Raw genomic sequence first — 23,866 nt, forward strand, 5'->3', positions numbered from 1 at the left:
TGAGAGGGGGAAGTTTAAATGGATAAAATATTGATCGCAGATTATCATACTTTACCGGTAGGAGTGGGCCAAGTATACAAAATTAATGGCGAAGAAGTAGTTCTATTCCGTTTATCAAATGGAGATGTTCGAGCGATTGAAAATCGCAGCCCTCATCCAAAAGGAGGGACACTTAGTGAAGGGTTAGTTAGCGGTGAATACCTTTATTGCCCTGTCTATGATTGGAAAATTTCTTTGAAAGATGGTCAAGTCCAAGCTCCTGATGAAGGGTATGTAAAAATTTATCAATTAGAACAAGACAAAGATCATGTTTTTATCGTAAAGTAATAGTTAACAGTAAGAGAGAACATAATGTTCTCTCTTTTTTGAAATCTAAGCTGAATGTTCAGCTGTAAATAATTGTATTTCGGAAGGATGACCACCATGACGATGGGAAAAGTATATTTAGTTGGGGCAGGGCCCGGTGATATAGGACTTATTACGGTTAAAGGAATGGAGGCCATTCAGCAAGCCGATGTGATTTTATATGATCGCCTTGCGAATCCAAAGCTGCTTGAGTTTGCCCCCGCAGGTTGTGAACTTATCTATTGTGGGAAGCTTCCTGACCGCCATGTATTGCGCCAAGATGCGATTAATGAACTACTAGTCGAAAAAAGCCTTCATGGGAGAGTCGTCGTGCGCTTAAAGGGAGGAGACCCAGGTGTTTTTGGCCGAGTGGGTGAAGAGGCAGCAGCCCTAGCGGAGCATGGGATTCCTTATGAAATGATTCCTGGAATCACCTCTGGCATTGCTGCGCCATTGTATGCGGGAATTCCAGTGACACATCGGGAGTTTGGTGAAAGCTTTGCTATTATTACTGCGCACGATAAGTCGAAGCAAGGTCAGCCAAATCTGAATTGGGCTAGTTTGGCGTCGGGAATTGACACGATTGCTTTTTATATGGGCGTATCCAATCTTCCTTATATTGCAAAAAATTTGATGGCAAATGGTAAGTCTGCTGACACTCCGGTGATTTTAATTCGTTGGGGGACATTCGGGCGTCAAGAAACAATCGAAGGGACGCTTGCTAACATTGCGGATAAAGTAAAATCCGAAAATTTTACGAATCCGGCGATTACGTTAGTTGGAGACATCGTTTCTTTGCGTAAAAAGTTAAATTGGTTTGAACGAAAGTCATTATTCGGAAGACAAGTTCTTTTTGCGAGAACAGGGACAAATGAAAGTCCAATCGTGAAAGAGTTAATGAATCAAGGGGCAGATGTGATTGAATTTCCAAGATGGACCAGAAGAGAAGCACCAGTTCAAAATCAATTTCTCGAGACTCTCTCTTCATATAACCGTATCTTGTTCACATCACCTGAAAGTGTAGCTGAGTTTTTTGCGATTCTCGTTAAACGGGGGATTGATGTTCGTACAATTTCAGCCACTTTGTATGGAAAATCAACAAAATCATTAAAGGCGATTAATGAAAAAGGGATGCTAGCACATCTTGTAGACGAAGTGGATGACATCGAGGATATAGGACGTTTGCTCGTGGTCGGTGATAATCCTCAACAGCAATATAAGGAGACTGATTTTTTTCTCACAAGTATAAAAGAAGTGGATCACAGTTTTTTACCGATTTTATCGAGAATGCTTGAAGAGGCTCAAGTAAACACGATTGTATTTCCATCTTCTGCTTCTGTGAAAACCTTTTTTGAAGAAGGGATTCATAAAGGGATTATTTCGAAAGAGTTATTAGAAACAGCCGAAATCGTTTGCCTTGGAAATAAAACGGAAGCGATGTTAATGGAACATGGATTTAAAGCAACTAACATTCCATCGACGCCTAGTATGGCGGATTTACTTGAATGTTTAAACAATCCTCGAAGTAAAAAAGAGCCTTGGGAAAAAAATAAATGAAAAGAAGGATATTGACTTGTAAGAGAAGCCATTTCGCTTCTCTTTGTTTTTTTCATAAGCTACAGTGTTAATGTGATAGAATTAGTTTGAACTTATACAAAAAAATATAGAATGGAAAATCGTTGGCACTAAATTGAAAGAAGGGAACATCGTTGAAAAACCTGCAAATTTATTTGATCATCATTGCTGTCATGCTTAGTTGGGGACTGAATGTCACCGCACTTAAAACGCTTGTTCAGCATTTTCCTACTATTACGATTCAAGCTGTAAGGGTATTTACAGCTGGAATTATTGTGTTTTTAATTTTGGCTTGGATGAAAAAACTTCGAAAGCCCACAAGGACGGAATATAAATACATCATTTTAGGTGCATTATTGAATGTAACGATTCATCATCTGTTCCTTGGTGTAGGGCTTGCCAATACATCAGCTGTAAATGGAGGGCTTATTCTTGGAATGGGTCCAATTCTCACCGCCTTAATGGCAATTTTGCTTCTAGGAACACGTCTAACACTGGTGAAGTCAATTGGGTTTATTTCAGGTGGAGTTGGTATAACACTAACTGTATTAGCCGGTAGTGAGAAGGGGATTAATGGGATTTCGATGGGAGACTTTTATGTCTTTATCTCCATCTTAGCGCAAGCGATTAGTTTTATCGTCATATCTAAAGCGGCAAGGACGATGGACCCCCGGCTTTTAACAGGTTATATGTTTATCTTTGGCTCTGGGCTTTTATTTTTGATTGGGTTATGGAGTGAACCCAGTGGACTTGCGAGCCTTGCAAACGGCTCTGTCTTTTTATGGCTTGTCTTTTTAGGCTCAGCTGTGATTGCAACCGCAATTGGCCATATGCTTTATAATTATACAGTTGGGATTATTGGCCCCGCAGAAACATCGATTTTTCTTAATTTAAATACATTCTTTTCTTTACTCGGAGCGGTCATTCTTCTTAATGAAACGATTACCGGGTCCCATTTCCTCGGTTTGGTGTTCATCGTCATTGGCGTTTTATTCGGCTCAGGGGCACTTGAGGATATAATGATAAAAAGAAAAGCGAAGAGAACGGCTTCCTATTATCATGCACCTTAGGAGGCTATAATAGATGAGAGGGGATATGAAAAATGAAAACATTGAATGAATGGTTTAAACAAGGATTGACGACGAGTGAGTATATTGCAAATATGAAGGTGAATAAAGAGCGGATGTTGAATATCTATAATACTTTTCAACTAGACGTCGATGATAGAACTCATCTTCACCAATTGCAAGCACAACAACTAAGAGCTTTAGTCCTTACGGCCGACTGGTGTGGGGATGCGATGGTAAATCTCCCTATCTTCTTGCGAATCGCGAATGAAGCGCTCATTGATGTACGCTATTTTATTCGTGATGAGAATTTAGAGTTAATGGATCAGTATTTAACAAATGGAAAATCACGGTCAATTCCAATTATCATCTTAATAGATCAAGAAGGAAAGGAAGTAGCTAAATGGGGTCCGCGGGCACCAGAAGCTCAGATTGCAGCTGATGAATTATTTAGTTCATTGCCACCAAAAGGCACGCCAGAATTTGATGCTGCATTTAAAAAAGTAATTCCGCAATTCCAGAAGAAATTGGCAGAAGATGAAGAACTCTGGTTTGCAATTAAGCAGGATATGCTCCAAACAATTAAAAATCAATTTTCTTAATATACACGAAATGCACAAGTGATTGTATAAAATTAATCACTTGTGCATTTTTTTGTAATTAGAAATAATAATTATTAGAGAATTTATCATTAGCGGTTTCTTTTATGAGACAAAATATATAAAAATTTCTGAAAAATAATAGTATAATACGATTTATAGGATTCATTTCGAAAAGCGAAATACAAATAAAATAATTATGTAATGTTATTGATTCCTGGAGGATTCAAATATGAAGTTGCTATCGCTTTTAAAACCATATCGTTTGGTGATGGTTATTGCCATTGCATTAATGCTTATAGAACTAGCGGTGGAGCTAGTGCAACCATTGCTCATGGCCCAAATCATCGACGAGGGCATTGTAAAAAATGATATTGATAATATTTTAAAATATGGCGGGATTATGCTAGGAATATCTTTGCTAGCATTTCTTGCAGGGATTGTTAACTCGTTCTTTGCAGCTTATGCGAGTCAAAATTTCGGTTTTGATGTTCGAAAAGAGCTATATAAAAAAATTCAATCGTTTTCGTTTTCCCTTTTTAATAAATTCCCAGCCTCATCATTAATTACGAGAATGACAAATGATGTGAACCAACTGCAAATGACACTGTTTATAAGTTTAAGAATTGCTTTAAGATCTCCCTTACTTGTTTTGGGTGGGGTTATATTAGCTCTTATTGTAAATGTTAAATTAGCGTTCGCTTTTTTATTTGTTGTTCCCCCACTCCTATTTTTCCTACTATGGATGATGAGGAAGTCAGCGAAAATGTTTAAGATGGTTCAACAGCGCTTAGATAAAGTGAATGGGGTAATGCGCGAAAACCTTGCAGGTATTCGCTTGATTCGTGCCTTTTCTAGAGGGTCACATGAAGACGAAAGATTCCAAAAGTCGAATCATGAATTGATGGAAAAGACTGTTTATGCTCTAAGATTAACTGAAACAGCCATTCCAATTTTGTTATTTTTTATGAATATGACCGTCATCGCTGTTCTTTGGTTAGGGAATGTCGATATTCAAAATGGCAATGTCAGTGTAGGTGAGGTCGTTGCAATTGTTAATTATGTTGCAAGAATTACAATGGCATTCTCGATGTTTTCATGGATAATCATGATCTTTTCACGGGCCGTCGCTTCCACAACCCGATTGAATGAGATATTAATAGTAGAAAATGAAATGCATAGTGGGGATAGGAGATTAACTACCAATCAAGACGTTGGTGGAAGAATTGACGTTAAAAACGTATCGTTTCGTTATCCTGAGACGAATGTGGATGTTATAACAGGAATCAGTTTTTGTGCACATCCTGGTGAGACGGTTGCGATTTTAGGGGCGACTGGATCTGGGAAGACGTCTTTGTTTCAGTTAATTCCAAGATTTTATGACCCTACAGAAGGCAAAATAGAGATTGATGGAATGGATGTCCGTACTTTAGAATTTAACCATTTGCGAAGACAAATCGGTTATGTCCCTCAAGAAGCCATGCTTTTTACAGGCACGATCAGAGAGAACCTCGCTTGGGGGAAAGAAGATGCGACGATGGAAGAAATGACAAAAGCGACAAAAGCTGCGCAAATATACGATACGATTGAACAACTTCCAGAAAAATATGAGACACAGCTAGGACAAAAGGGAGTAAATTTATCGGGAGGGCAAAAACAGCGATTATCAATCGCTAGAGCCCTTATTAAAAAGCCAAGGATTCTTTTGCTTGATGACAGTACAAGCGCCTTAGATTTAAAAACGGAGGCGAAATTGCTTGAAGCCATTGACAACTACGACTGTACGACATTAATTATCACGCAAAAAATAAGTACTGCCAAAGAGGCAGATAAAATTTTTCTTCTCGAGGATGGAAAAATAATTGGAGAAGGAAAACATGAAGATTTAATTATTCATTCGAAACTTTACCAAGATATTTATCATTCTCAGCTAGGAATCCCTGAAACAAGTTAAGAGGTTTCAGCTAAACTAAAGGGATTTGAAAGGGTGAATAGTAGTTGGGAAAAAAATCTCCGCCCATATTAAAAAGAGGCAAATTTACTGCGATAATCAATCGAATCGGGATGTATTTAGCAGATTATAAGGGGCGCTTAACTAGTGTTTTGCTAATGGTCATGTTAAGTGCAGCTCTCGGGCTACTTGGTCCTTTTATTATTGGTCGGACCATTGACCACCACCTTGCTGAGCGGAGTTCAGAAGGTTTAGGTATGACGCTAGCCATTCTGGCCTTAGTCTATTTGTTTCATTCAATTGCTCTATGGCTGCAAAATTATTGGATGATAGGAATTGCCCAAAAAACGGTTTTCAAAATGAGAACACAGTTGTTTGCGAAGCTCCATAAACTACCTATCCGTTTCTTTGATAAGCGTCAGTACGGGGAGTTAATGAGCAGAGTAACAAATGATATCGAAAATGTCAGCTCTACCTTAAATAGTTCTGTTATTCAAATCTTTTCAAGCATCCTGACCTTAACCGGAACAATGATCGTGATGTTATGGCTGAGTCCGTTGTTGACTCTCGTAACAATGACAATTGTTCCCTTAATGTTCCTCGGAATGAAGTGGATTACGAATCGGACCGGGAGACTTTATAAAGAGCAGCAAAAGAATCTCGGTGAGTTAAATGGCTACATTGAAGAAACGATCTCAGGTCAAAAAATTATAAAAGCTTTTTCACAGGAACAAAAAGTGTTGGATGATTTCCTTGTAAAAAGTGATCAGTTAAAAAAGGCCGGATATTGGGCACAAGTATACGCAGGGTTTATTCCAAAATTAATGAGCTTGCTAAATAATTTAAGTTTTACGCTTGTTGCTGCTGCTGGTGCCATCTTTGCTTTGAACGGAATGGTCTCAATCGGAACAATCGTTATTTTCACTGAATACGCAAGGCAGTTTACAAGGCCGCTCAATGATTTATCAAATCAGTTTAATACATTGCTTTCAGCGGTGGCTGGAGCTGAACGTGTATTTGATATTATTGATGAAAAGGAAGAGACAGAGGATGAAAAAAGTCTTAAATCAGTCGCCACACTACGAGGAGAGGTTGAGTTTAGCAATGTCTCATTTACATATGAAAAGTCAGGTGACATAATTAAAAGTTTAAGTTTTTACGCTCGTTCTGGAGAAAGCATTGCTCTTGTAGGACCCACAGGTGCCGGAAAATCGACAATCATAAATTTACTTATTCGGTTTTATGAACCGAACAGCGGCAAGATTTTTTTTGACGGAAAGGATAGTCGCAGCCTTACCAGAGAAAGCATTAGAAATCAGATGGCTTTTGTGCTTCAAGATTCGTTTTTATTTGAAGGAACAATTAGGGAAAATATTCGCTATGGACGCCTTGATGCGACAGATGAGGAGGTCGAACAAGCAGCGAAGGAAGCAAATGCCCTCTCTTTCATACAAAAGTTACCGAATGGATTTGATACAGAGTTGCAACAGGACGGTTCGGGTATCTCACAAGGTCAAAAGCAACTTTTAACGATTGCTCGTGCCATCCTTGCAAATCCAGCGATTTTAATTCTTGATGAAGCAACGAGCAGCATTGATACGATCACTGAACTAAAAATTCAAGAAGCTTTAAAACGATTAATGAAGGGGCGGACTTCCTTTATTATTGCTCACCGCTTAAACACGATTCAACAGGCGGATCAAATTCTTGTGATTAATCAGGGAGAGATCATTGAAAAAGGCAGCCATCGAGAGTTATTAGAAAAGAAAGGGTTCTATTTTGACCTTTATCGTAATCAATTTAAGAAACACGTTATCTCTCAAACGGCAAATTATTAACATTAGAGAATAATCGTTTTTTTGTTGTTTTTACAGTTAAAGAAAGTTTATATGGATTCTTCTAAGTCTAGCTTCAGCGCACTAGAAGAAAAATTATTTGACAGTACGTGTCTTCTATAATAGAATCATGTTAACTTAAAAACGAATTTAAAATAATATTACTCTTATCCAGAGTGGCGGAGGGACATGGCCCTGTGAAGCCCGGCAACCTTCAAGAATTTTCTTGAAAAGGTGCTAATTCCTGCAGACAGAAGTGTCTGAAAGATAAGGGGAGGAGCGGGGCCCTCTTCTTATTAAGAAGAGGGTCCCGTTTTTTTTTAGAGCCCTCTCTTAACCAATTTCATTAAGGATGTGGTTTTGATGTCTACAATAAAGGTAGCGATTTTAGGATTTGGAACAGTAGGTGAGGGTGTATATAGAACGATTAGTACACATCAGGAAAAATTAACGGCTGTCCTTGGAAAAAAAGTAGAAGTGGCAGCAATTCTCTTAAAAGACAAGACGAAAGAGCGAGGAATTGACGGAAGTGTTCTAGTGACAGATGACATTGAAGACATTATAGGTTTGGAACAACTAGATGTCGTCGTTGAAGCGATTGTTGGCCGTGAACCGGCAAATACGTATTTGCGTCGATTGCTGCAAAAAGGCTGTCATGTAGTTACTGCCAATAAGGAAATGTTTGCCTATCATGGAACAGAACTTGAAAAGCTTGCTGCTGAGCAAAATGTCTCGATTGGCTTTGAAGCGACTGTCGCCGGGGGGATTCCAGTTATTCAAACGATTCAACAATTACTTAATATCAATCGAATTAAGAAGATTGAGGGAATTTTAAATGGGACCTCCAATTATATTCTTAGTGAAATGAGGACAAACGGTTTATCATTCGATGCTGCCCTAAAGGCTGCACAAGCGAAAGGATATGCAGAGGCAGACCCTACGAATGATATTGAAGGCTATGATGCGTTTTATAAACTCCTTATTGTCAGTGAACTCGCTTTTGGAGAGAAACCAGAATGGGAAAGTGTTCATCGTCAAGGGATTGCAAATATGTCAATTGAAGAAATAAAAATAGCAGAAGAGCTCGGCTTGCGTTTTAAGTTGATTGCCTCTGTTCAAGTGAATGATGGAAAAGTGATTGGCTCTGTACGACCGACCCTTGTTTCTAAAACTCATCCATTTTTTAATATTGAAGGGGTAGAGAATGCTGTTTCAATTGAAGGAGATATTGTTGGTCGCATTAGCTTGCAAGGCCCAGGAGCAGGTATGTTTCCAACTGCGAGTGCGATAATTGAAGATCTCGTTCACGTCGTTCATGGCATTAAAGCGAAAAAAGTTGCAGAACGATCTCCATTAAGTTTCGTGAATAATGAGGTGGAAAAAAGCAAACAGACTTGGCTCATAATTAACCCGGGTAAAGGCCCATTAAAAACGAATTTATTCACTAACATTGAGAACAAAGTAATCATCGAAGCAGATGAACAAACAATCTTAAACGTGCAAAAGCAAAATAAAGAAGCTCGTTTCTATCAAATTGTTGGAGAATATGAAGTGACTGAAAAAAATGATGAAAATTTCCCCCATAAGGAACCAAAATCGCTCACTTTTGAAACAGTCTAAAGAAATGAATCTAAACTGCCGATCCCGGCAGTTTTTTTTTTTTTTTCTAGCAAAATCTCAGTCAATGGGCTCCAGTCCTGTCATGCGCTGAACAGCGCTTCCACCTTTTTTATTTACCTAAGTAACTATTTATGATATAGTATCCACTATCAGAAACTTATTTACCTAGGTAATTATTTGAAGGTGGGATATATTGATGAATAGTCATGTGCTTTTCCATTCTGTTCACCAGCTGTCAAGGCAGCTAGCTAAGCACTTAAATGTGGCTCTAGAGCCTTTTGGTTTATATAATGCACAATGGTCGGTTATGTACGTCTTAAATGAGAATGGGACATTAACACAAAGGGAGCTGTGTGAATATTTAGGAGTAGAAGCACCGCCAATGACTCGAACGATTCAGCGCTTGTCAAAGCAAGGATATATTGAGTATGTTGTCGGTCAGGATAAACGAAAAAAATATATTAAACTGACGGAAAAAGCTGTGAAAGAATATCCATTATGGGAAAAAGCGATAATGGAAGCGAATGAAAAGTTGTTAAGCTCTTTTCCAAAAAGCTCACAAGAAGCATTGCTTACGCTAGTTTCGACATGGTTAGGAAAAATGAAACAACCACAAAGCTATGAGGTTAGTGAAAATAATAAGGGAGAAATTAAATGATGAGCGATGTAACATCAAGACTTTGGACGAAAAACTTTATTAGTGTTTCCATTAGCAATTTCTTTTTATTTATGACGTTTTACTTTTTGTTGGTTACGATGCCTGTTTACGTTCTTAATGAAATGGGTGGTACAGCATCTGAAGCTGGCTTAGCGACGACGATTTTTTTATTGTCGTCGATTCTTATTCGTCCTTTAGCAGGGCAGTGGATTGAGAGAGTAAACGGCAGACTTATTTTACTTGTCTCGTTAGTGATTTTTTCTGGAGCGAGCTTGCTCTATTTTATCGCCGATACGATTATTGAATTAATGGTCGTCCGTTTTATCCATGGAATTGGGTTTGGGATGGCCACGACCGCAACAGGTTCGATTGTTGCAGCAATTGTTCCCGATTCCCGAAGAGGGGAGGGAGTGGGCTACTTTGTTCTTTCCTCGAATTTGGCGATGGTAATCGGTCCATTCCTTGGTTTGACGACGATGCAAGCAGGCGGCGTTTCAAACATGCTCATGATGAGTTCTGTTTCAGCTGCCCTGGGGTTCGTAATGGGAATACTAATTACCGTTCCCGATGAAAAAAAGGGCCAGAAGCAAGTAAAGCATGTGAAAAGTCCATTTCGTTTTAAAGAGCTAATTGAAATCAATGCGCTCCCTATCGCCATTAGTGGTGGTTTTTTTGCAATGGCATATGCTTCCCTTCTCTCGTTTGTCTCCATTTATGCTGTAGATATAGGCTTACAATCTGTTTCCAGTTATTTTTTCGTTGTATATGCGATCGTGTTATTGCTTTCTAGACCATATACTGGCAAATGGTATGATTTATATGGTGCGAATGTGATTATTTATCCAGCAATCATTTTCTTTGCGATTGGTATGATGATACTTGGAAGTGCTCAAACAGCCTTTATGTTCTTACTTGCTGCCGGATTTGCTGGACTTGGTTGGGGCACGTTGTTCCCAAGTTTTCAGACCATCGCCATTACTTCGGTGCCGCCGAAGAGACGACCAGTGGCTACGGCTACGTTTCTATCAGTCTATGACCTTGGCATCGGTCTCGGATCACTTTTGGTCGGTTTATTAGCAGCAAAAATAAGTTTAGCAAATTTATATGGATATAGCTCGTTGTATATACTTGCGGGGCTAGTATTGTATTATTTTTTACAAGGAAGAAAGCTTCGCTTAGAAAAGAAGCAAAAGGAACAGGAACAGAAACAGAAACAACTTGTTGATATTTAAAGTAATGTTATATATAATTATAATTTAGACTTCATAATAGAAAATGTTCGTAAACTATGGTTTTCTGCTTAATTGTTAATTTTAAGAACTTATTCACACTGGATCGGCTTCGGAGCCGTAAGGATGTAAGAGAGGTAGGGCTTACGTCGTTTAGGTTAAAATCATCAAGTGGAATAATGTACCGCGGCAGTTTATAAATCTTATATATATCTTGTGAAGTTGCAAGTTGCTTAAAGCGAACCGGGACCCGGTTCGCTTTTGTTATTGATTTTTTTGGTAAATAAACACCATGTGAAATATTCTACTTATCCATATGTTTATTCACAGTTAAAATGTGTATATTTAGGGATTTCCACAGAGTTATCCCCATTATCCACATTATAACACCAAGTTATCCACAGAATATTGTCCACACTCACGAGAGGGAACAGAAAAGCAATGAAGCTAGTTATCCACAATATCCACAACGTTGTGGATAACTAAGTGAATAAGTACGTTCAAAACAAAAATAGAAGTGTGAACCTTTTGTGAAAAGCATTGCGGAAGAGAGGAAGATAAAGTATATTAAATGTAAGGAAGTTAGTGAAAGTATTCACAAATCTCCTTCCTATTTAATTTTGAATACCCCCCTACCCCTTTGCAAAAAGCAGGATATATTGTTACCTGCTTTTTTTGCTGTTCTCTTGTTCAAGGAATATTAAGCCAAACTTGTTAATTAAACGATTTAGAATGTAAACGTCAAAAAAGATTCATCAGTAGAGGGACCTACGATGTCCTCTACTGATGTAAAAACTTAATTTAACGCTTTCGGCTTTTCGCACGTGCATCTGCAGCTTTTGAACGTGCCATTGCTTCTAAATCTTCATGGTCGGCAAGATCGCGAGCGAATTCAACGTCTAGTCCGTCAGATTTCATCGATTTCGGTACTTGAGGCAATGTGGATGTATTTTTATCACGCTGTTTATTTCCTCGGGAACGGCCCATAAATCATAACCCCTTTCACATTCGAAATTAAAGAAAAAAGAAAAGTACGGAAATCAATATTTCCGTACTTTTATCATGTGTCTTTTTCAAAGCGTTATGAATGGTAATTAGTGAAAATAATTCCTTACTGGTCCCGTTTTTTGTTTGCAAATCCAGCTGCTCTGTCAGCTGCTCTAAACTCATGACTATAAGTAACTTCCTGCATGCTTGATAATGTATGTCTGCGTTTTTCTTTTCGTTTCTTTTCCGCCACAACAATCACCCTTCCTATCCATTTCGTTTTTAGTATTACCAAAAAAGGAAGGATTAAACAAATCGTTCATTTAGAAAAAAGGTCTTTAAAAGCAAGCCGTAAATTAGGGTAGGTAAAAGTAAATCCGTGTGACAGTAATTTTTCTGGTAAAACTTTTTGTCCTTTTAATACGAGTAAGCTCATTTCCCCTAATAGTACCCTTAAAGCAAATTCTGGAACAGGAAGCCAATGCGGGCGGCCTAAAACATCAGCGAGTTCTTTACTGAATTCCCTCATGCTTTCGGGCTCTGGTGCTGTAAAATTTATCCCACCACGGAGTTGTTCGTTTTCAATCGCAAATACAATTCCTCTTACTACGTCTTCGATGTGAATCCAAGAAAGCCATTGCTTCCCAGAACCAATTGTCCCCCCTACAAACAGACGAACCGGAAGTGCGATTCGAGGTAAGGCCCCATCTTTTTGATCAAGGATGACACCAAACCGGCAGAGGACAGTTCTTACTCCTTCGCTTTCGATTTTACTTGCAGCTGCTTCCCATTTCGCAACTGTTTCCATAAGAAAATCATGGTTAATTGGAGTTGACTTTTCGGTAAAGATTTTCTCATCAGACGTTCCATAGTAACCGATTGCGCTGGCGTTAATTAACACGGCAGGTTTTACGGGAAGTGTGGAAATGATTCTGCTGATTTCTTCGACTGCCTTAATCCGACTGTTAACGATTGAGGTTTTTCCCTTTTTCGTCCAACGGCTATTAATAGTAGCGCCAGCAAGGTTAACGATTGCATGAACGTCAATCATTTCCTTTTCAGGCTGATCTCCATCATTTAACCAGCGAATGTATCGAGGGTTTGAAGATTTGGTGTTGTTTCTTATCGTACGACTAAGGATTAGAACTTCATGACCATTTTCGATGAGAAAATTAGTTAGCGCCTGGCCAACTAATCCGGTTCCGCCTGTAATGGCTATTTTCAATTTCAACACCTCTAAATATTATTTATTCTACTTTAACAATACGCATGTTTCATTGGAAATCCTGCATTTTATGATAAATTAAAAGTGAGGTGGATTGAACATGCCAGTAATTACAAAAATTGAAGTTCAAAAACGGAATAAAGAACGATACAATATTTTCCTTGATCAGGGCAAGGGGGAAGAATACGCTTTTAGTGTGGATGAAACTGTATTAATTAAATATCAGTTAAAAAAAGGAATTGAACTGGACGATCTCTCGATAACGGAAATTCTTTATAAAGATGATATCCAAAAGGCCTACCATATTGCGATTCAATATTTATCTCACCGGATGAGGTCAGAGGGGGAAGTAAGAGAGCATCTTTTAAAGAAGGAAAAAGCAAACTCAGTAATTCAGGAAGTTATTCATCGGTTGACTGAACAAAAATACTTAAACGACAGGGAATTTTCCGAAGCTTATGTACGGACCCAAATAAATACAACAGATAAAGGTCCAGATGTGATTAAAGCAGAATTAAAAAATAAAAAAGTCGAGGAATCAATCATTGATGAAGCTTTAGTGGAGTTTCCACTTGAGGTTCAAATTGAAAAAATAATCCTCATTGCAAACAAGTATGTGAACAAAAACAGTAGAGATTCATCGCGAATTGTAAAACAAAAGCTTGAACAGCAACTGGTGCGGAAGGGATATTCTTATGATGTGATTAGCATAGCTTCAGAGGAGATGTTAACAAAAAAGAACATAGAGGAGGAGATGGAAGCTTTACGCTATCAAGGAAATAAGCTTTATCGCAAGTTTTCAAAGCTACCTGAGTTTGAATGTAAGCAAAAAATAAAGCAGGGTTTATATAATAAAGGCTTTTCGCTTGAACAAATTGAGGAATATTTAAATAAAATTACTATAGAAGTGGAAGAGCCCTTTTAAGGTAGATAAGCACCGTGCTTTCTTTATCTTTGATATTTCGTTATGATGATAATTAGAAGACTATAGGGGTGAACATCATGCAAGAAAAACGCTACAGTCAGTATACAGAATATGAATTGAAACAAGAAATTTCAGTCCTAAATGAAAAAGCAAAGAAGGCTGAACAAATGGGGATGGTTAATGAATATGCCGTGCTTGAACGGAAAATAGCAATGGCGAAGGCTTATTTATTAAATCCAGATGATTTCAAACCTGGGGATGTTTTTGAAGTGGAAGGCGATCCAGGAAGCTATTTTAAAATTGATTATATGAATGGTGTTTTTGCATGGGGATACCGATTAAATGGAGATAGGACGGAAGAAGCTCTTCCGATTAGTCTGTTGATTAAGTTAAGGCAAAATCAGGAGTGATTCCTGATTTTGCCTTTTAAAAATACGATTAAAAATCTGACGTATCGCTATCCCGATTTCCAGATGCACGCATTCTTTCTTGAGGATGGGTGTTAATTGTCCCATCAGCTCTTCGTGAATTGTATTCTGCTTTGGCACGAGGTTCTCCTTCAAAGCGATTATGGTTCATATTAGGGAAGTTCTTTGCTTTATTTCGCATACTGGACCTCCTCAGGGGATTATACGTGTTCGTTAAGAATCACGCTTTATTATTATTTGCATGATTTACTTCTTTAGTCAGTTAAATTTTTTTGCAGGGGGAATTAGATGAATGACTATCATGAAAGATTAGCCCATTTATTGCTCAAAAAAAATGAACATATTTCTTATGGTCAAGCGCTTACTTGGGTGGAATTATTATGGGACGACTTTGAAACCACTTCTGCTAAAGCCGGAAGGGAATATTTAGGGAGTGAAATGACAGAAAAGATTGTCCGCCAGTGGATTCAGCAATATGGTGAAAGTCTTCATGAGTTTGTGGCAACGAATCCAAAATACAAGCATTTTATGGAACAGGATGAAAAAAAACTCCATTAAAAAGTGATGCCGTCTCATAATCCGGCATCACTTTTTTCCTCAGCCTGGGAGGAAATCCAATTTCTTTTTTAACTTTTCTTCACTATAAATCCAGCCTGTATAGGAGCTAAGGATTTTTAAGTTTTTATCTAATTTAACGACTGCGACGAATGGGTAATGACCGTTGCTCCGGTATCGTAAGTCGATAAAGCGAACTTCATAATGATCATCATATTCTTCTAATTCCCAGCGGTAAACTGGAGAAAAGGATAAAAAAGCAGATAGATTTGGGTCTTTTTTTGCTGCTTTTAGTACAGGAGATTCTGGTACAGGCACACGGTTGAATTGGTCAAGAATGTTTACCCGTAGTTTATGAGCTCTACCTACGAAAAATTGACGTTTATTCATTACGGCAATACGCCACTCTGTATTTTTCAGGGTAGGAGCGATAATGATTTCTGTGGCATCTGGTATCATTTCTTCGACAATTTTTTGTACTTTTCGTTTGTAAAAAAACCGATGAATGTAGTACGCAATTAGAATCGCATAGATGGCAAGAAAGGTGTAACCAGGATGCGCACCAAAAGCCCAAAGTAAAAGTCCGACAATATGGATGACGAAAATAAAGGGGTCAAACGTGTTAATGACGCCTAGAGCGAGCCATTTGTGTGAGAAGGGTCTTAAAGCTTGCGTCCCGTAGGCGTTGAAAATGTCTACAAACACATGTAGAAACACGGCAAGTTGCGTCCACATCCATAAATGTAGAATATTTACCGTAGGTTCAAATAGATAAATTCCGCCAACAATAAGAACTGGCCACAAGATTACCGCAGGGATGGAGTGGGTGATTCCTCGGTGATTACGAATATAGACGGCATTGTTTTTCAGTTTTAACACAGTGTCAATATCGGGAATCTGTGAGCCAATAATTGTAGCAATCATTACACTGCTTGCCATGACAGTACTGTTCGAAACAGCAGGATCGAGGGTAGCTAAACCTCCTAATGCTACTCCCATTACGATATGTGTACCGGTATCCAAGGAAACCCCTCCCTATTTTGGAAATTGTGTTTTCGTATCATTCTACCCTTGTCTCAGTAAGATAAATCATTTACGTTAATATGGGTGAACAGGCAGTCTACTTATAGATATTCCCTAAATGAAGAAATGTTTAACATCGCGGAGGCCTAAAAGTGACAAAAAAGCAAATACAAGTTATTGAGGATATGGATATTATATCCTTTCGTGAAGATCTAATTAGTTGGTTTGAAAGAGAGAAACGTGATTTACCTTGGCGGGAGGACAAAGACCCGTATAAAATCTGGGTGTCCGAAATAATGCTTCAGCAAACGAGAGTGGATACCGTCATCCCTTATTTTACGCGATTTATGAAGGAATTTCCAACAATTGATTCGCTCGCTAATGCGGATGAAGAGAAAGTGTTAAAAGCATGGGAGGGTTTAGGGTATTATTCTCGGGTTCGCAATCTCCAAGTTGCTGTCAGAGAAGTTCAAGAAAAATACAATGGTGAAGTTCCTAATACACCGAATGAGATTTCAGCTTTAAAAGGGGTTGGTCCATATACGGCAGGCGCTATTTTGAGCATTGCTTATGGAAAGCCGGAGCCTGCTGTTGACGGGAATGTCATGCGGGTGTTATCTAGAATCTTGGTCATTTGGGAGGATATAGCGAAAGCTGCTTCAAGGAAAATCTTTGAAGAGGCCGTTAGGAAATTAATTTCTGAACAAAATCCGTCGTATTTTAATCAAGCATTAATGGAATTAGGTGCGTTAATTTGTACCCCTACATCGCCTTCCTGTTTGCTATGCCCGGTGAGGGATCATTGTCGTGGATTTGAAACTGGAGTCCAAACCGAGTTACCTATCAAGTCAAAAAAGAAAAAACAGCGTCCAGTTGAACTCGCTGCTGTTGTTTTAACGGATCATCGAAATAAACTTCTGATTCGAAAGCGACCGAATACGGGTTTACTGGCAAATCTTTGGGAATTTTCGAACACGGAAGTAAATTTAAAGTTTATTGATGCGAAAACACAAATGATAGATTCTTTCAAAGAGAACTATCAGGTCGCGATTTCGGTTAATCAAAGACTAGGGAAGATTGAACATGTATTCTCTCATTTAATATGGAATATTCATGTGTTTTCTGGTCGATTAGAAGGGAAGATTAAGGAAACTTCAAAGTTGAAATTGGTTAGTGTCGAGGAAATAAAGGAATATGCTATGCCAGTGTCGCATCAAAAAATCTTCAAACAATACATCGAAAGTTTGCGTACAGAGGAAAAGAACTACGACTAACATTAGTCGTAGTTTATTTTTGATCCGTGAGTATAGTCGGCTTCTCCGCGATTAAGTCCTCCGCGTCTTTCAATTTCTTTAATGATTTCTCTATGCAATGATTGCCCTTCTACATTTAAATAGGGAACGACTTGTTGCAATGAATGATGATAAAAAGCGAGTTCACTATCTTTCCAATCGTTTTTTGACATCATTGATAATTCTGTCATATCTCTTCCCACATACATCGCACTCTTCCTTTCTCGGTTATACGTTAAAAGTAGTTTGAGTTGGATGATTGTCTTCTATACGTTCAACAGCTAAAATAAAACAGAGAAGAAATAGAAAGGAAATGTATAAATGACAAATAAAGTTGCGTTAGTAACAGGAAGCAGTCGTGGAATCGGAAAAGTCATTGCCTTAAACCTTGCTAAAGAGGGATATGATCTTGTCATTAATTATGCACGTAGTAAAAATGCTGCATTGGAAACAGCAGCGGAAATTGAGGCTCTCGGCAGAAAAGTACTTGTTGTAAAAGCAAATGTTGGTGATGTAGATAAAATAAAAGCCATGTTTGAGCAAATTGAGCAAACGTTCGGCAGACTCGATGTCTTTATTAATAATGCGGCATCTGGAGTGCAGAAGCCGTTAATGGAATTAGAAGAAAAGCATTGGGATTGGACGATGAATATTAACAGCAAAGCCTTATTATTTTGTGGTCAAGAAGCAGCTAAATTAATGGAAAAGTCCGGAAAGGGAAAAATCGTTAGCATTAGTTCATTAGGCTCGATTCGCTACCTTGAAAATTACACGGCCGTTGGCGTTTCGAAAGCTGCATTGGAAGCATTAACGAGATATCTTGCTGTTGAATTAGCTTCGAAAAATATTATTGTTAATGCAGTCTCTGGAGGAGCCGTTGACACAGAAGCGCTTGCGCATTTTCCGAATAGGGAAGAAATGCTCGCAGAAGCAAAAGCGAAAACCCCAGCTGGAAAAATGGTTGAAATTGAAGATATTGTCAATGCCGTAATGTTTCTTGTTCATGATGGATCAGAGATGATCCGCGGCCAAACCATCATCGTTGATGGCGGTATTTCATTGCTCGTTTAATATTTACATATTCCTATTTTTGGTAAAAGATTTTTGGATAACACCTCTAACGGATGGATAAATTAAGTTTCGTGGAGGTGATAACGATGGCAAACAGACCAAACAAAACACAATCTGGAACAAACATTCAGCAAGTAAGACAACAAAATGCTCAAGCTGCACAAGGTGGGCAATATGGAACTGAATTTGCTAGCGAGACAAATGCTCAAGAGGTAAGACAACAAAACGCTCAAGCTGCTCGTGGAAGCCAACAGCAACAAGGTGGGCAATATGGAACTGAATTTGCTAGCGAAACAAATGTGCAACAAGTAAGACAACAAAACCAACAAGCAGAAGCTAGAAAGTCTCAGAACTCTTCTGGACAATATGGCCAAAACTAATTAAAGAAGAAAAAGCACCCTCTTTATGAAGAGGGTGCTTTTTCTTCGACAAAAATTCTTATTCATCAACAGAAAAAGATAGAGGAGCTAGCTGTCTTTTCACGAATATAGTACGTATAAAACAATTCTGAAAAATAATCACAAGCGGAGGCATTTCATGGATCAGTTTAATGAATTGGTATCGATGCAATTGAAGACGATGGATAAGCTTTTATATTTACAATCAGAACTTGAGCGCTGTCAGGAAGTCGAAAGACAACTCGTTACCTTGAGACAAAATACCGAGCTTGAGGAGGTTCGTGCGGAGATTGATCGCATGAAAGAAGAACTAAGTGACATTCATCGAGTTTTTGAGGAACAAACAGAAGAAGTCATCCGTTCCTATCAAGAAATGAAAATGATGATTCGCTGAAAAATATAGAAATAATGAAAAAAACAGGGCCTCGTAAATGAAAACGGTGGCTCTATTGTTTTAAATTTTTGTTCGAACCGTTATAATAGTAGAAAAAGGATTCGTTTTGTTACCTTAAGTTCGTTTTTGCATTTATCTATTCCAGTTAATTGTTAGGTTACAAAGCTCCGAGAAAGGAAAGTAGGGAGAAATTTATGGGCGTACCCACTGAAGGTGAATCTGTCCAAATACATAGCTATAAACATAATGGGCACATCCATAGAGTATGGGATGAGACGACCATTCTAAAGGGAACGCAGAACCTTGTCATCGGTGCCAATGATCGGACCATCGTGACGGAATCAGATGGCCGCACATGGATTACAAGAGAGCCTGCGATTTGTTATTTTCATTCTCAGCATTGGTTTAATGTAATCGGGATGCTCCGCGAGGATGGGGTGTATTACTATTGCAATCTTAGTTCGCCTTTTATCTTTGATGAAGAAGCTTTAAAATATATAGATTATGATCTCGATATTAAAGTTTTTCCTGATATGACGTTTAATTTGCTAGATGAGGATGAGTATGAGCGGCATCGGCAAGAAATGCAATACCCTGAAGTAATCGATAAAATTTTAAAATTTAATGTTGAAAAACTTATGCGGTGGATAAGGCAAAGAAAGGGACCGTTCTCTCCAGATTTTATTGATATTTGGTATGAGCGTTACTTAACTTATCGCCGTTGATCAGATTGTTCGAAGAAATTGCTTGAAAACTTATTCATGGAGTGAATGGTAAAAAACCTGTTGAATGGTTTCAACAGGTTTTTATATGTTATTTTAATATAAAAGGTTTCTTTTTGTTTACTTAGGGGGAAGATTTTTTTGGGAAGTGTAAACAGGTATCTTAAATTCGTAAAACCGTATCGCTGGCAAATATTAGGTACCATTTTAATTGGGATACTGAAATTTGCAATTCCCCTGTTGATTCCATTGCTGATTAAATATGTGATTGATGACGTTGTTCAAAATGATGCCTTAACGAGTGCTGATAAAACGTCGCAGCTATTAACGGTGATGGGAATCATGATTGTTATATTTGTTATTGTCCGACCGCCGATTGAATATTATCGTCAATACTTTGCACAATGGACGGCCAATAAAATTTTATATGACATTAGGGACAAATTATTTACTCATCTGCAAAAATTAAGTTTTAAATATTATTCGAATACAAGGGCAGGCGAGGTCATTTCACGAGTAATTAATGATGTAGAACAAACGAAAAATTTTGTTGTGACGGGATTAATGAATCTATGGCTTGATGTCGCGACCATTATTATTGCAGTGGCAATTATGTTTACAATGGATGTGCCTTTAACGTTCGTGTCGCTCATTTTGTTTCCGTTGTATGCGTTTTCGGTACGTTACTTCTTCGGGAACTTGCGAAGGCTGACAAGGGTTCGTTCACAGGCTCTTGCTGGTGTCCAAAGTTATTTACATGAACGCGTCGCGGGGATTTCACTAGTAAAAAGCTTTGCTCTAGAAGATTATGAACAAAAGCAATTTGATAAACAAAATCGTAATTTTTTACAAAAGGCAGTTGATCATACTAGATGGAATGCAAAAGCGTTTGCGGTTGTCAATACGATAACAGATGTAGCTCCTTTGATCGTCATTGGCTATGCTGGATACCAAGCGGTTCAAGGAGAGATTACGATTGGGACGATGATTGCCTTTATCAGTTACATTGATAAATTATATAACCCACTTCGAAGATTAGTGAATTCATCGACGACGCTCACACAGTCGATTGCCTCAATGGATCGTGTGTTTGAATTAATCGATGAGAAATATGATATTAAAAATCAACCGGATGCAGTAGAGCTAAAGAATGTAAAAGGGAATATCAAATTTGAAAATGTTAGCTTTGCATATGACGAAGATGGCGATGATGTTCTAAAAAATATTAGCTTTGAAGCAAGGCAAGGGGAAACCATTGCACTTGTAGGGATGAGCGGTGGTGGTAAATCATCCTTTGTTAGCTTAATCCCACGTTTTTATGATGTTACCGATGGGAGGATTCTCCTTGACGAAAAAGATATTCGTAATTATAAAATTCATTCATTGCGTGATAAAATAGGAATGGTCCTACAGGATAATATTTTATTTAGTGAATCAGTGAAAGCAAATATTCTCCTAGGGAAGCCTGAAGCGAGCGATGAGGAAGTGATTGAAGCTGCCAAGGCGGCAAATGCACATGAGTTTATCTTGTCGCTACCGGAAGGGTATGATACGAAGGTTGGGGAAAGGGGAGTAAAGCTCTCAGGTGGACAAAGACAGCGGGTCGCGATTGCCCGGGTATTTTTGAAAAACCCACCAATTCTAATCCTTGATGAAGCCACATCTGCGCTTGATCTCGAAAGTGAGCACTTAATTCAAGAAGCATTAGAGAAATTAGCTAAAGATCGAACGACTTTCATCGTTGCCCACCGGTTATCGACGATTACCCATGCGAATCGTATTGTTTTAATTGAGCATGGAAAGATTGTTGAGGTAGGGACACATGAGGAGTTGATGGCACTTGAAGGAGGTTATCATCGATTATTTCAGGTGCAGCAATTTGAGAATTAGATAGGAAAAACAGCAGTTTTCTGAACTGCTGTTTTTTAAAAGATAAGAAAGTATATAATTTTGGATCTACCACAGTCATTCGTGCTGTGGTATTTTTGTTTCATGGGGGACTAACATTTTTTTGGTAATTTTTTTCGATAAACACCAACATTGGGAAGCTTTTAAAAGAAAACACGGTGCTAAAATCCGTCCCATTGTAATCAAGGAGTTTGAGAAATCGCGATTGTGGTGACCTTAAAAAAGGGTTTAAGCTTTTGGTGGATAATTTTTACAGATTTTTCAAAAAGAGGTCATTTATGAACATTTGATCGAAGAGATTTGTAGGCTTTTTAACCGATAATGCTGGTAACGCGTTTTTTAATCCAAGTACTCGTATTAAAAACACCAAATTTCTTTAATATATTGCTAGTACTCGGAATAAAACGCTGTAAAATGAAGGGTTAATCCAAGTACTAGCAATAAAATGAGGTCAGAAGGCCGCTATAATCCCTGTACTAGTAATAAAAAACGACCAAAAATCGCTTTAATCCCAGTACTAGCATAAAACCAGCCCAATAATCACGGTTAATCCGAGTACTAGCAAAAAAACATAACCTATTGTATGAACTATCCACCTTTTTAATTCGAGTACTGGGAATAAAAAGCCCTTCATTTCATAATCAAACGAGTTGTTAATTAATTATAGAGAACGATGTAGGTGGTACGTTTATTTTTTGAAAATGTCATTCATGTCCTTCTGTGAACATTTTGCGGTTTTTTTGGTGATAATTCCCTTGTAACCCAAAGAAACGTTAATTTAACTATAATATATACATTGGATAAAAGGACCGGGCGGTTTTTGCCCGGTTTTTTTAATCTTCAATCGTAGAGTCGACGTATATGTGTTTATCATCTTTATGGTAGGACTGAAAACTAGAAATCAATCTGTCCAAATGCTCTAATTGTTCTCCGTACTCCATAATAACTGCGACGAGCTGTATCATATGATACTGTATTTGATCATCTGCATGAGTTATCCTATTTTGGTGAACGAGAAATAATTCGAGCAGTTCTTTTTTATTAAAGCAATCATGTCCTTCAATTATAGTAACTTCGGGGTTTATCTTCCCGATATATTTTAACATGACTTGTTCATGAAGGTTAATTATACAATCGAGATGCTCTTGAATGGCTTCTTGAAAGCCTTCAGGCATTTGATGTGTTTCGTTTTCATAGCGGTGTAATCTTTTTAAAGTATCGAGAGCGGCTTTATTCGTTGTAATCATTTGTCGGTAAACGACTAGCTTTCGTGATTTTGCCAAGCTATGCTTTTTAAAATAATTCCGTTCTTCTTCATACATAATAAAAAGATTTTCAAGCTTGATCATCCCTTCGCCAAGCTTTTCGATGTCTTCTTTTAATAGTTGGTGTTCTGAGGCATGTCTTGTACTAATCCGGATCCATTTCGATATTTCTTCATTTAAAAATGCGTTTTTTTGATAAAGCTTTTTCTCGTATTTTGGCGGAAAAAAAACAAGGTTAACGATGAAGGCTGCAATAACCCCGATAATGATTGTGGTAAAGCGTAAGAGAGCGAATTCGAAGAAATCGTCTCCAGGTGTAACCATAATAGCAATCAACATTACTAGCGATAAAGAAATGGTGTTTTCAAGTTTTAACTTAAGGTTGATTGCAATCACCAAAATAGCAGCGAGACCGATAATGAAAAAATTATTTCCTAGTGTTAAGACAAATAAGACAGCGATGATGGCCCCGATGATGTTCCCTTGAATTTGTTCAATGACCGTGAGATAGGAACGGTAAATCGTTGGCTGTACAGCAAAAATGGCTGCGATTCCAGCAAATACAGGAGATGGTAGCTCTAATAGCTGGGCAAGAAATAAAGATAAAATAATGGCAATTCCCGTTTTTAAAATGCGGGCACCGAATTTCATGGATGGTTGGTTCCTTTCTGCTTATCATAAAATGCCTTTTGGTATTATAAATAGTACGCGTAATCTTATACATTAGACAGCTAAACACATGTACTATACAGTCATTTTACAATAAGTTCAAGGAAAAGATTTGTCAATTTAGT

Annotated in this window: 25 protein-coding genes and 1 riboswitch; of the genes, 18 read left to right on the forward strand and 7 right to left on the reverse strand. The window is 38.1% G+C overall.

Going from position 1 to position 23,866, the window contains the following annotated elements:
* The first annotated feature begins 18 nt into the window (after positions 1-18).
* The 9 genes from GNT69_RS22815 (at position 19) to GNT69_RS22855 (ending at position 10,882) form a co-directional block, all read left to right on the forward strand.
* Complete coding sequence (locus GNT69_RS22815) at positions 19-327, forward strand: nitrite reductase (NAD(P)H) small subunit (protein ID WP_203557300.1); 309 nt, start codon at positions 19-21, stop codon at positions 325-327.
* A gap of 96 nt (positions 328-423) precedes the next feature.
* Complete coding sequence (gene cobA, locus GNT69_RS22820; RefSeq protein WP_203557301.1) at positions 424-1,902, forward strand: uroporphyrinogen-III C-methyltransferase; 1,479 nt, start codon at positions 424-426, stop codon at positions 1,900-1,902.
* Positions 1,903-2,054: 152 nt separating this feature from the next.
* On the forward strand, positions 2,055-2,990 hold the full coding sequence (locus GNT69_RS22825) for a DMT family transporter (protein ID WP_203557302.1): 936 nt from the start codon (positions 2,055-2,057) through the stop codon (positions 2,988-2,990).
* A gap of 32 nt (positions 2,991-3,022) precedes the next feature.
* A complete protein-coding gene (locus GNT69_RS22830; RefSeq protein WP_203557303.1) occupies positions 3,023-3,589 on the forward strand; it encodes a thioredoxin family protein in 567 nt (188 codons plus the stop codon).
* A gap of 229 nt (positions 3,590-3,818) precedes the next feature.
* Complete coding sequence (locus GNT69_RS22835; RefSeq protein WP_203557304.1) at positions 3,819-5,540, forward strand: ABC transporter ATP-binding protein; 1,722 nt, start codon at positions 3,819-3,821, stop codon at positions 5,538-5,540.
* A gap of 44 nt (positions 5,541-5,584) precedes the next feature.
* Positions 5,585-7,375, forward strand: coding sequence for an ABC transporter ATP-binding protein (locus tag GNT69_RS22840; protein WP_239094423.1), 1,791 nt, complete (start codon positions 5,585-5,587; stop codon positions 7,373-7,375).
* Between the two features lie 161 nt (positions 7,376-7,536).
* Positions 7,537-7,646: riboswitch (SAM riboswitch) on the forward strand.
* An 89-nt stretch (positions 7,647-7,735) separates the two neighbouring features.
* On the forward strand, positions 7,736-8,992 hold the full coding sequence (locus tag GNT69_RS22845; RefSeq protein WP_203557305.1) for a homoserine dehydrogenase: 1,257 nt from the start codon (positions 7,736-7,738) through the stop codon (positions 8,990-8,992).
* 196 nt (positions 8,993-9,188) lie between these two features.
* Complete coding sequence (locus GNT69_RS22850; RefSeq protein WP_203557306.1) at positions 9,189-9,650, forward strand: MarR family winged helix-turn-helix transcriptional regulator; 462 nt, start codon at positions 9,189-9,191, stop codon at positions 9,648-9,650.
* Positions 9,647-10,882 (forward strand): MFS transporter, encoded by a 1,236-nt coding sequence (locus tag GNT69_RS22855; RefSeq protein ID WP_239094424.1) that lies wholly within the window; start codon positions 9,647-9,649, stop codon positions 10,880-10,882. Before GNT69_RS22850 ends, GNT69_RS22855 begins: the two co-directional genes overlap by 4 nt.
* 798 nt (positions 10,883-11,680) lie before the next feature.
* Here GNT69_RS22855 and GNT69_RS22860 read toward each other — a convergent pair.
* The 3 genes from GNT69_RS22860 to GNT69_RS22870 all read right to left on the reverse strand — a co-directional run bounded on the left by GNT69_RS22860 (position 11,681) and on the right by GNT69_RS22870 (position 13,091).
* Positions 11,681-11,866 carry a YfhD family protein gene (locus tag GNT69_RS22860; RefSeq protein ID WP_203557307.1) on the reverse strand — a complete coding sequence of 62 codons (186 nt, stop codon included), beginning with the start codon at positions 11,864-11,866 and terminating at the stop codon, positions 11,681-11,683.
* 124 nt (positions 11,867-11,990) lie between these two features.
* On the reverse strand, positions 11,991-12,119 hold the full coding sequence (locus GNT69_RS22865) for a YfhE family protein (RefSeq protein ID WP_203557308.1): 129 nt from the start codon (positions 12,117-12,119) through the stop codon (positions 11,991-11,993).
* 66 nt (positions 12,120-12,185) lie between these two features.
* Positions 12,186-13,091: a TIGR01777 family oxidoreductase gene (locus tag GNT69_RS22870; protein WP_203557309.1), complete on the reverse strand. Its 906-nt coding sequence runs from the start codon at positions 13,089-13,091 to the stop codon at positions 12,186-12,188.
* A 100-nt stretch (positions 13,092-13,191) separates the two neighbouring features.
* Here GNT69_RS22870 and recX point away from each other — a divergent pair, with 100 nt between their 5' ends.
* Positions 13,192-14,016, forward strand: a complete 825-nt coding sequence (gene recX, locus GNT69_RS22875; RefSeq protein WP_203557310.1) for a recombination regulator RecX — start codon at positions 13,192-13,194, stop codon at positions 14,014-14,016.
* 77 nt (positions 14,017-14,093) lie between these two features.
* Positions 14,094-14,426 carry a YfhH family protein gene (locus GNT69_RS22880; RefSeq protein WP_203557311.1) on the forward strand — a complete coding sequence of 111 codons (333 nt, stop codon included), beginning with the start codon at positions 14,094-14,096 and terminating at the stop codon, positions 14,424-14,426.
* Between the two features lie 28 nt (positions 14,427-14,454).
* On the opposite strand, the gene GNT69_RS22885 is transcribed toward GNT69_RS22880, so the two are convergent.
* Positions 14,455-14,625: a small, acid-soluble spore protein K gene (locus tag GNT69_RS22885; protein WP_203557312.1), complete on the reverse strand. Its 171-nt coding sequence runs from the start codon at positions 14,623-14,625 to the stop codon at positions 14,455-14,457.
* Positions 14,626-14,732: 107 nt separating this feature from the next.
* Here GNT69_RS22885 and GNT69_RS22890 point away from each other — a divergent pair, with 107 nt between their 5' ends.
* Positions 14,733-15,002 carry a YfhJ family protein gene (locus GNT69_RS22890; RefSeq protein ID WP_203557313.1) on the forward strand — a complete coding sequence of 90 codons (270 nt, stop codon included), beginning with the start codon at positions 14,733-14,735 and terminating at the stop codon, positions 15,000-15,002.
* A gap of 39 nt (positions 15,003-15,041) precedes the next feature.
* On the opposite strand, the gene GNT69_RS22895 is transcribed toward GNT69_RS22890, so the two are convergent.
* Positions 15,042-16,022, reverse strand: a complete 981-nt coding sequence (locus GNT69_RS22895; RefSeq protein ID WP_203557314.1) for a metal-dependent hydrolase — start codon at positions 16,020-16,022, stop codon at positions 15,042-15,044.
* A gap of 185 nt (positions 16,023-16,207) precedes the next feature.
* Here GNT69_RS22895 and mutY point away from each other — a divergent pair, with 185 nt between their 5' ends.
* Positions 16,208-17,296 carry an A/G-specific adenine glycosylase gene (gene mutY, locus GNT69_RS22900; RefSeq protein ID WP_203557330.1) on the forward strand — a complete coding sequence of 363 codons (1,089 nt, stop codon included), beginning with the start codon at positions 16,208-16,210 and terminating at the stop codon, positions 17,294-17,296.
* Positions 17,297-17,298: 2 nt separating this feature from the next.
* Here mutY and GNT69_RS22905 read toward each other — a convergent pair whose 3' ends face one another.
* On the reverse strand, positions 17,299-17,523 hold the full coding sequence (locus GNT69_RS22905) for a hypothetical protein (protein WP_203557315.1): 225 nt from the start codon (positions 17,521-17,523) through the stop codon (positions 17,299-17,301).
* Between the two features lie 112 nt (positions 17,524-17,635).
* Between GNT69_RS22905 and fabL the strand changes: the two genes are divergently transcribed.
* From fabL to GNT69_RS22930, 5 genes are all read left to right on the forward strand, one after another.
* Entirely contained in the window at positions 17,636-18,385 is a 750-nt protein-coding gene (gene fabL, locus GNT69_RS22910) for an enoyl-[acyl-carrier-protein] reductase FabL (protein ID WP_203557316.1), read from the forward strand.
* Between the two features lie 86 nt (positions 18,386-18,471).
* A complete protein-coding gene (locus GNT69_RS22915; protein WP_203557317.1) occupies positions 18,472-18,765 on the forward strand; it encodes a gamma-type small acid-soluble spore protein in 294 nt (97 codons plus the stop codon).
* A gap of 157 nt (positions 18,766-18,922) precedes the next feature.
* Positions 18,923-19,177: a YgaB family protein gene (locus GNT69_RS22920; protein WP_203557318.1), complete on the forward strand. Its 255-nt coding sequence runs from the start codon at positions 18,923-18,925 to the stop codon at positions 19,175-19,177.
* 194 nt (positions 19,178-19,371) lie between these two features.
* Entirely contained in the window at positions 19,372-19,902 is a 531-nt protein-coding gene (gene ntdP / locus GNT69_RS22925) for a nucleoside tri-diphosphate phosphatase (protein ID WP_203557319.1), read from the forward strand.
* A gap of 138 nt (positions 19,903-20,040) precedes the next feature.
* Positions 20,041-21,789, forward strand: coding sequence for an ABC transporter ATP-binding protein (locus GNT69_RS22930; protein WP_203557320.1), 1,749 nt, complete (start codon positions 20,041-20,043; stop codon positions 21,787-21,789).
* Positions 21,790-22,640: 851 nt separating this feature from the next.
* Here GNT69_RS22930 and GNT69_RS22935 read toward each other — a convergent pair.
* On the reverse strand, positions 22,641-23,723 hold the full coding sequence (locus GNT69_RS22935; RefSeq protein WP_203557321.1) for an FUSC family protein: 1,083 nt from the start codon (positions 23,721-23,723) through the stop codon (positions 22,641-22,643).
* Positions 23,724-23,866: the final 143 nt, after the last annotated feature.

The sequence above is a fragment of the Bacillus sp. B15-48 genome, from assembly GCF_016879755.1.
Lineage (GTDB): Bacteria > Bacillota > Bacilli > Bacillales > Cytobacillaceae > Mesobacillus_B.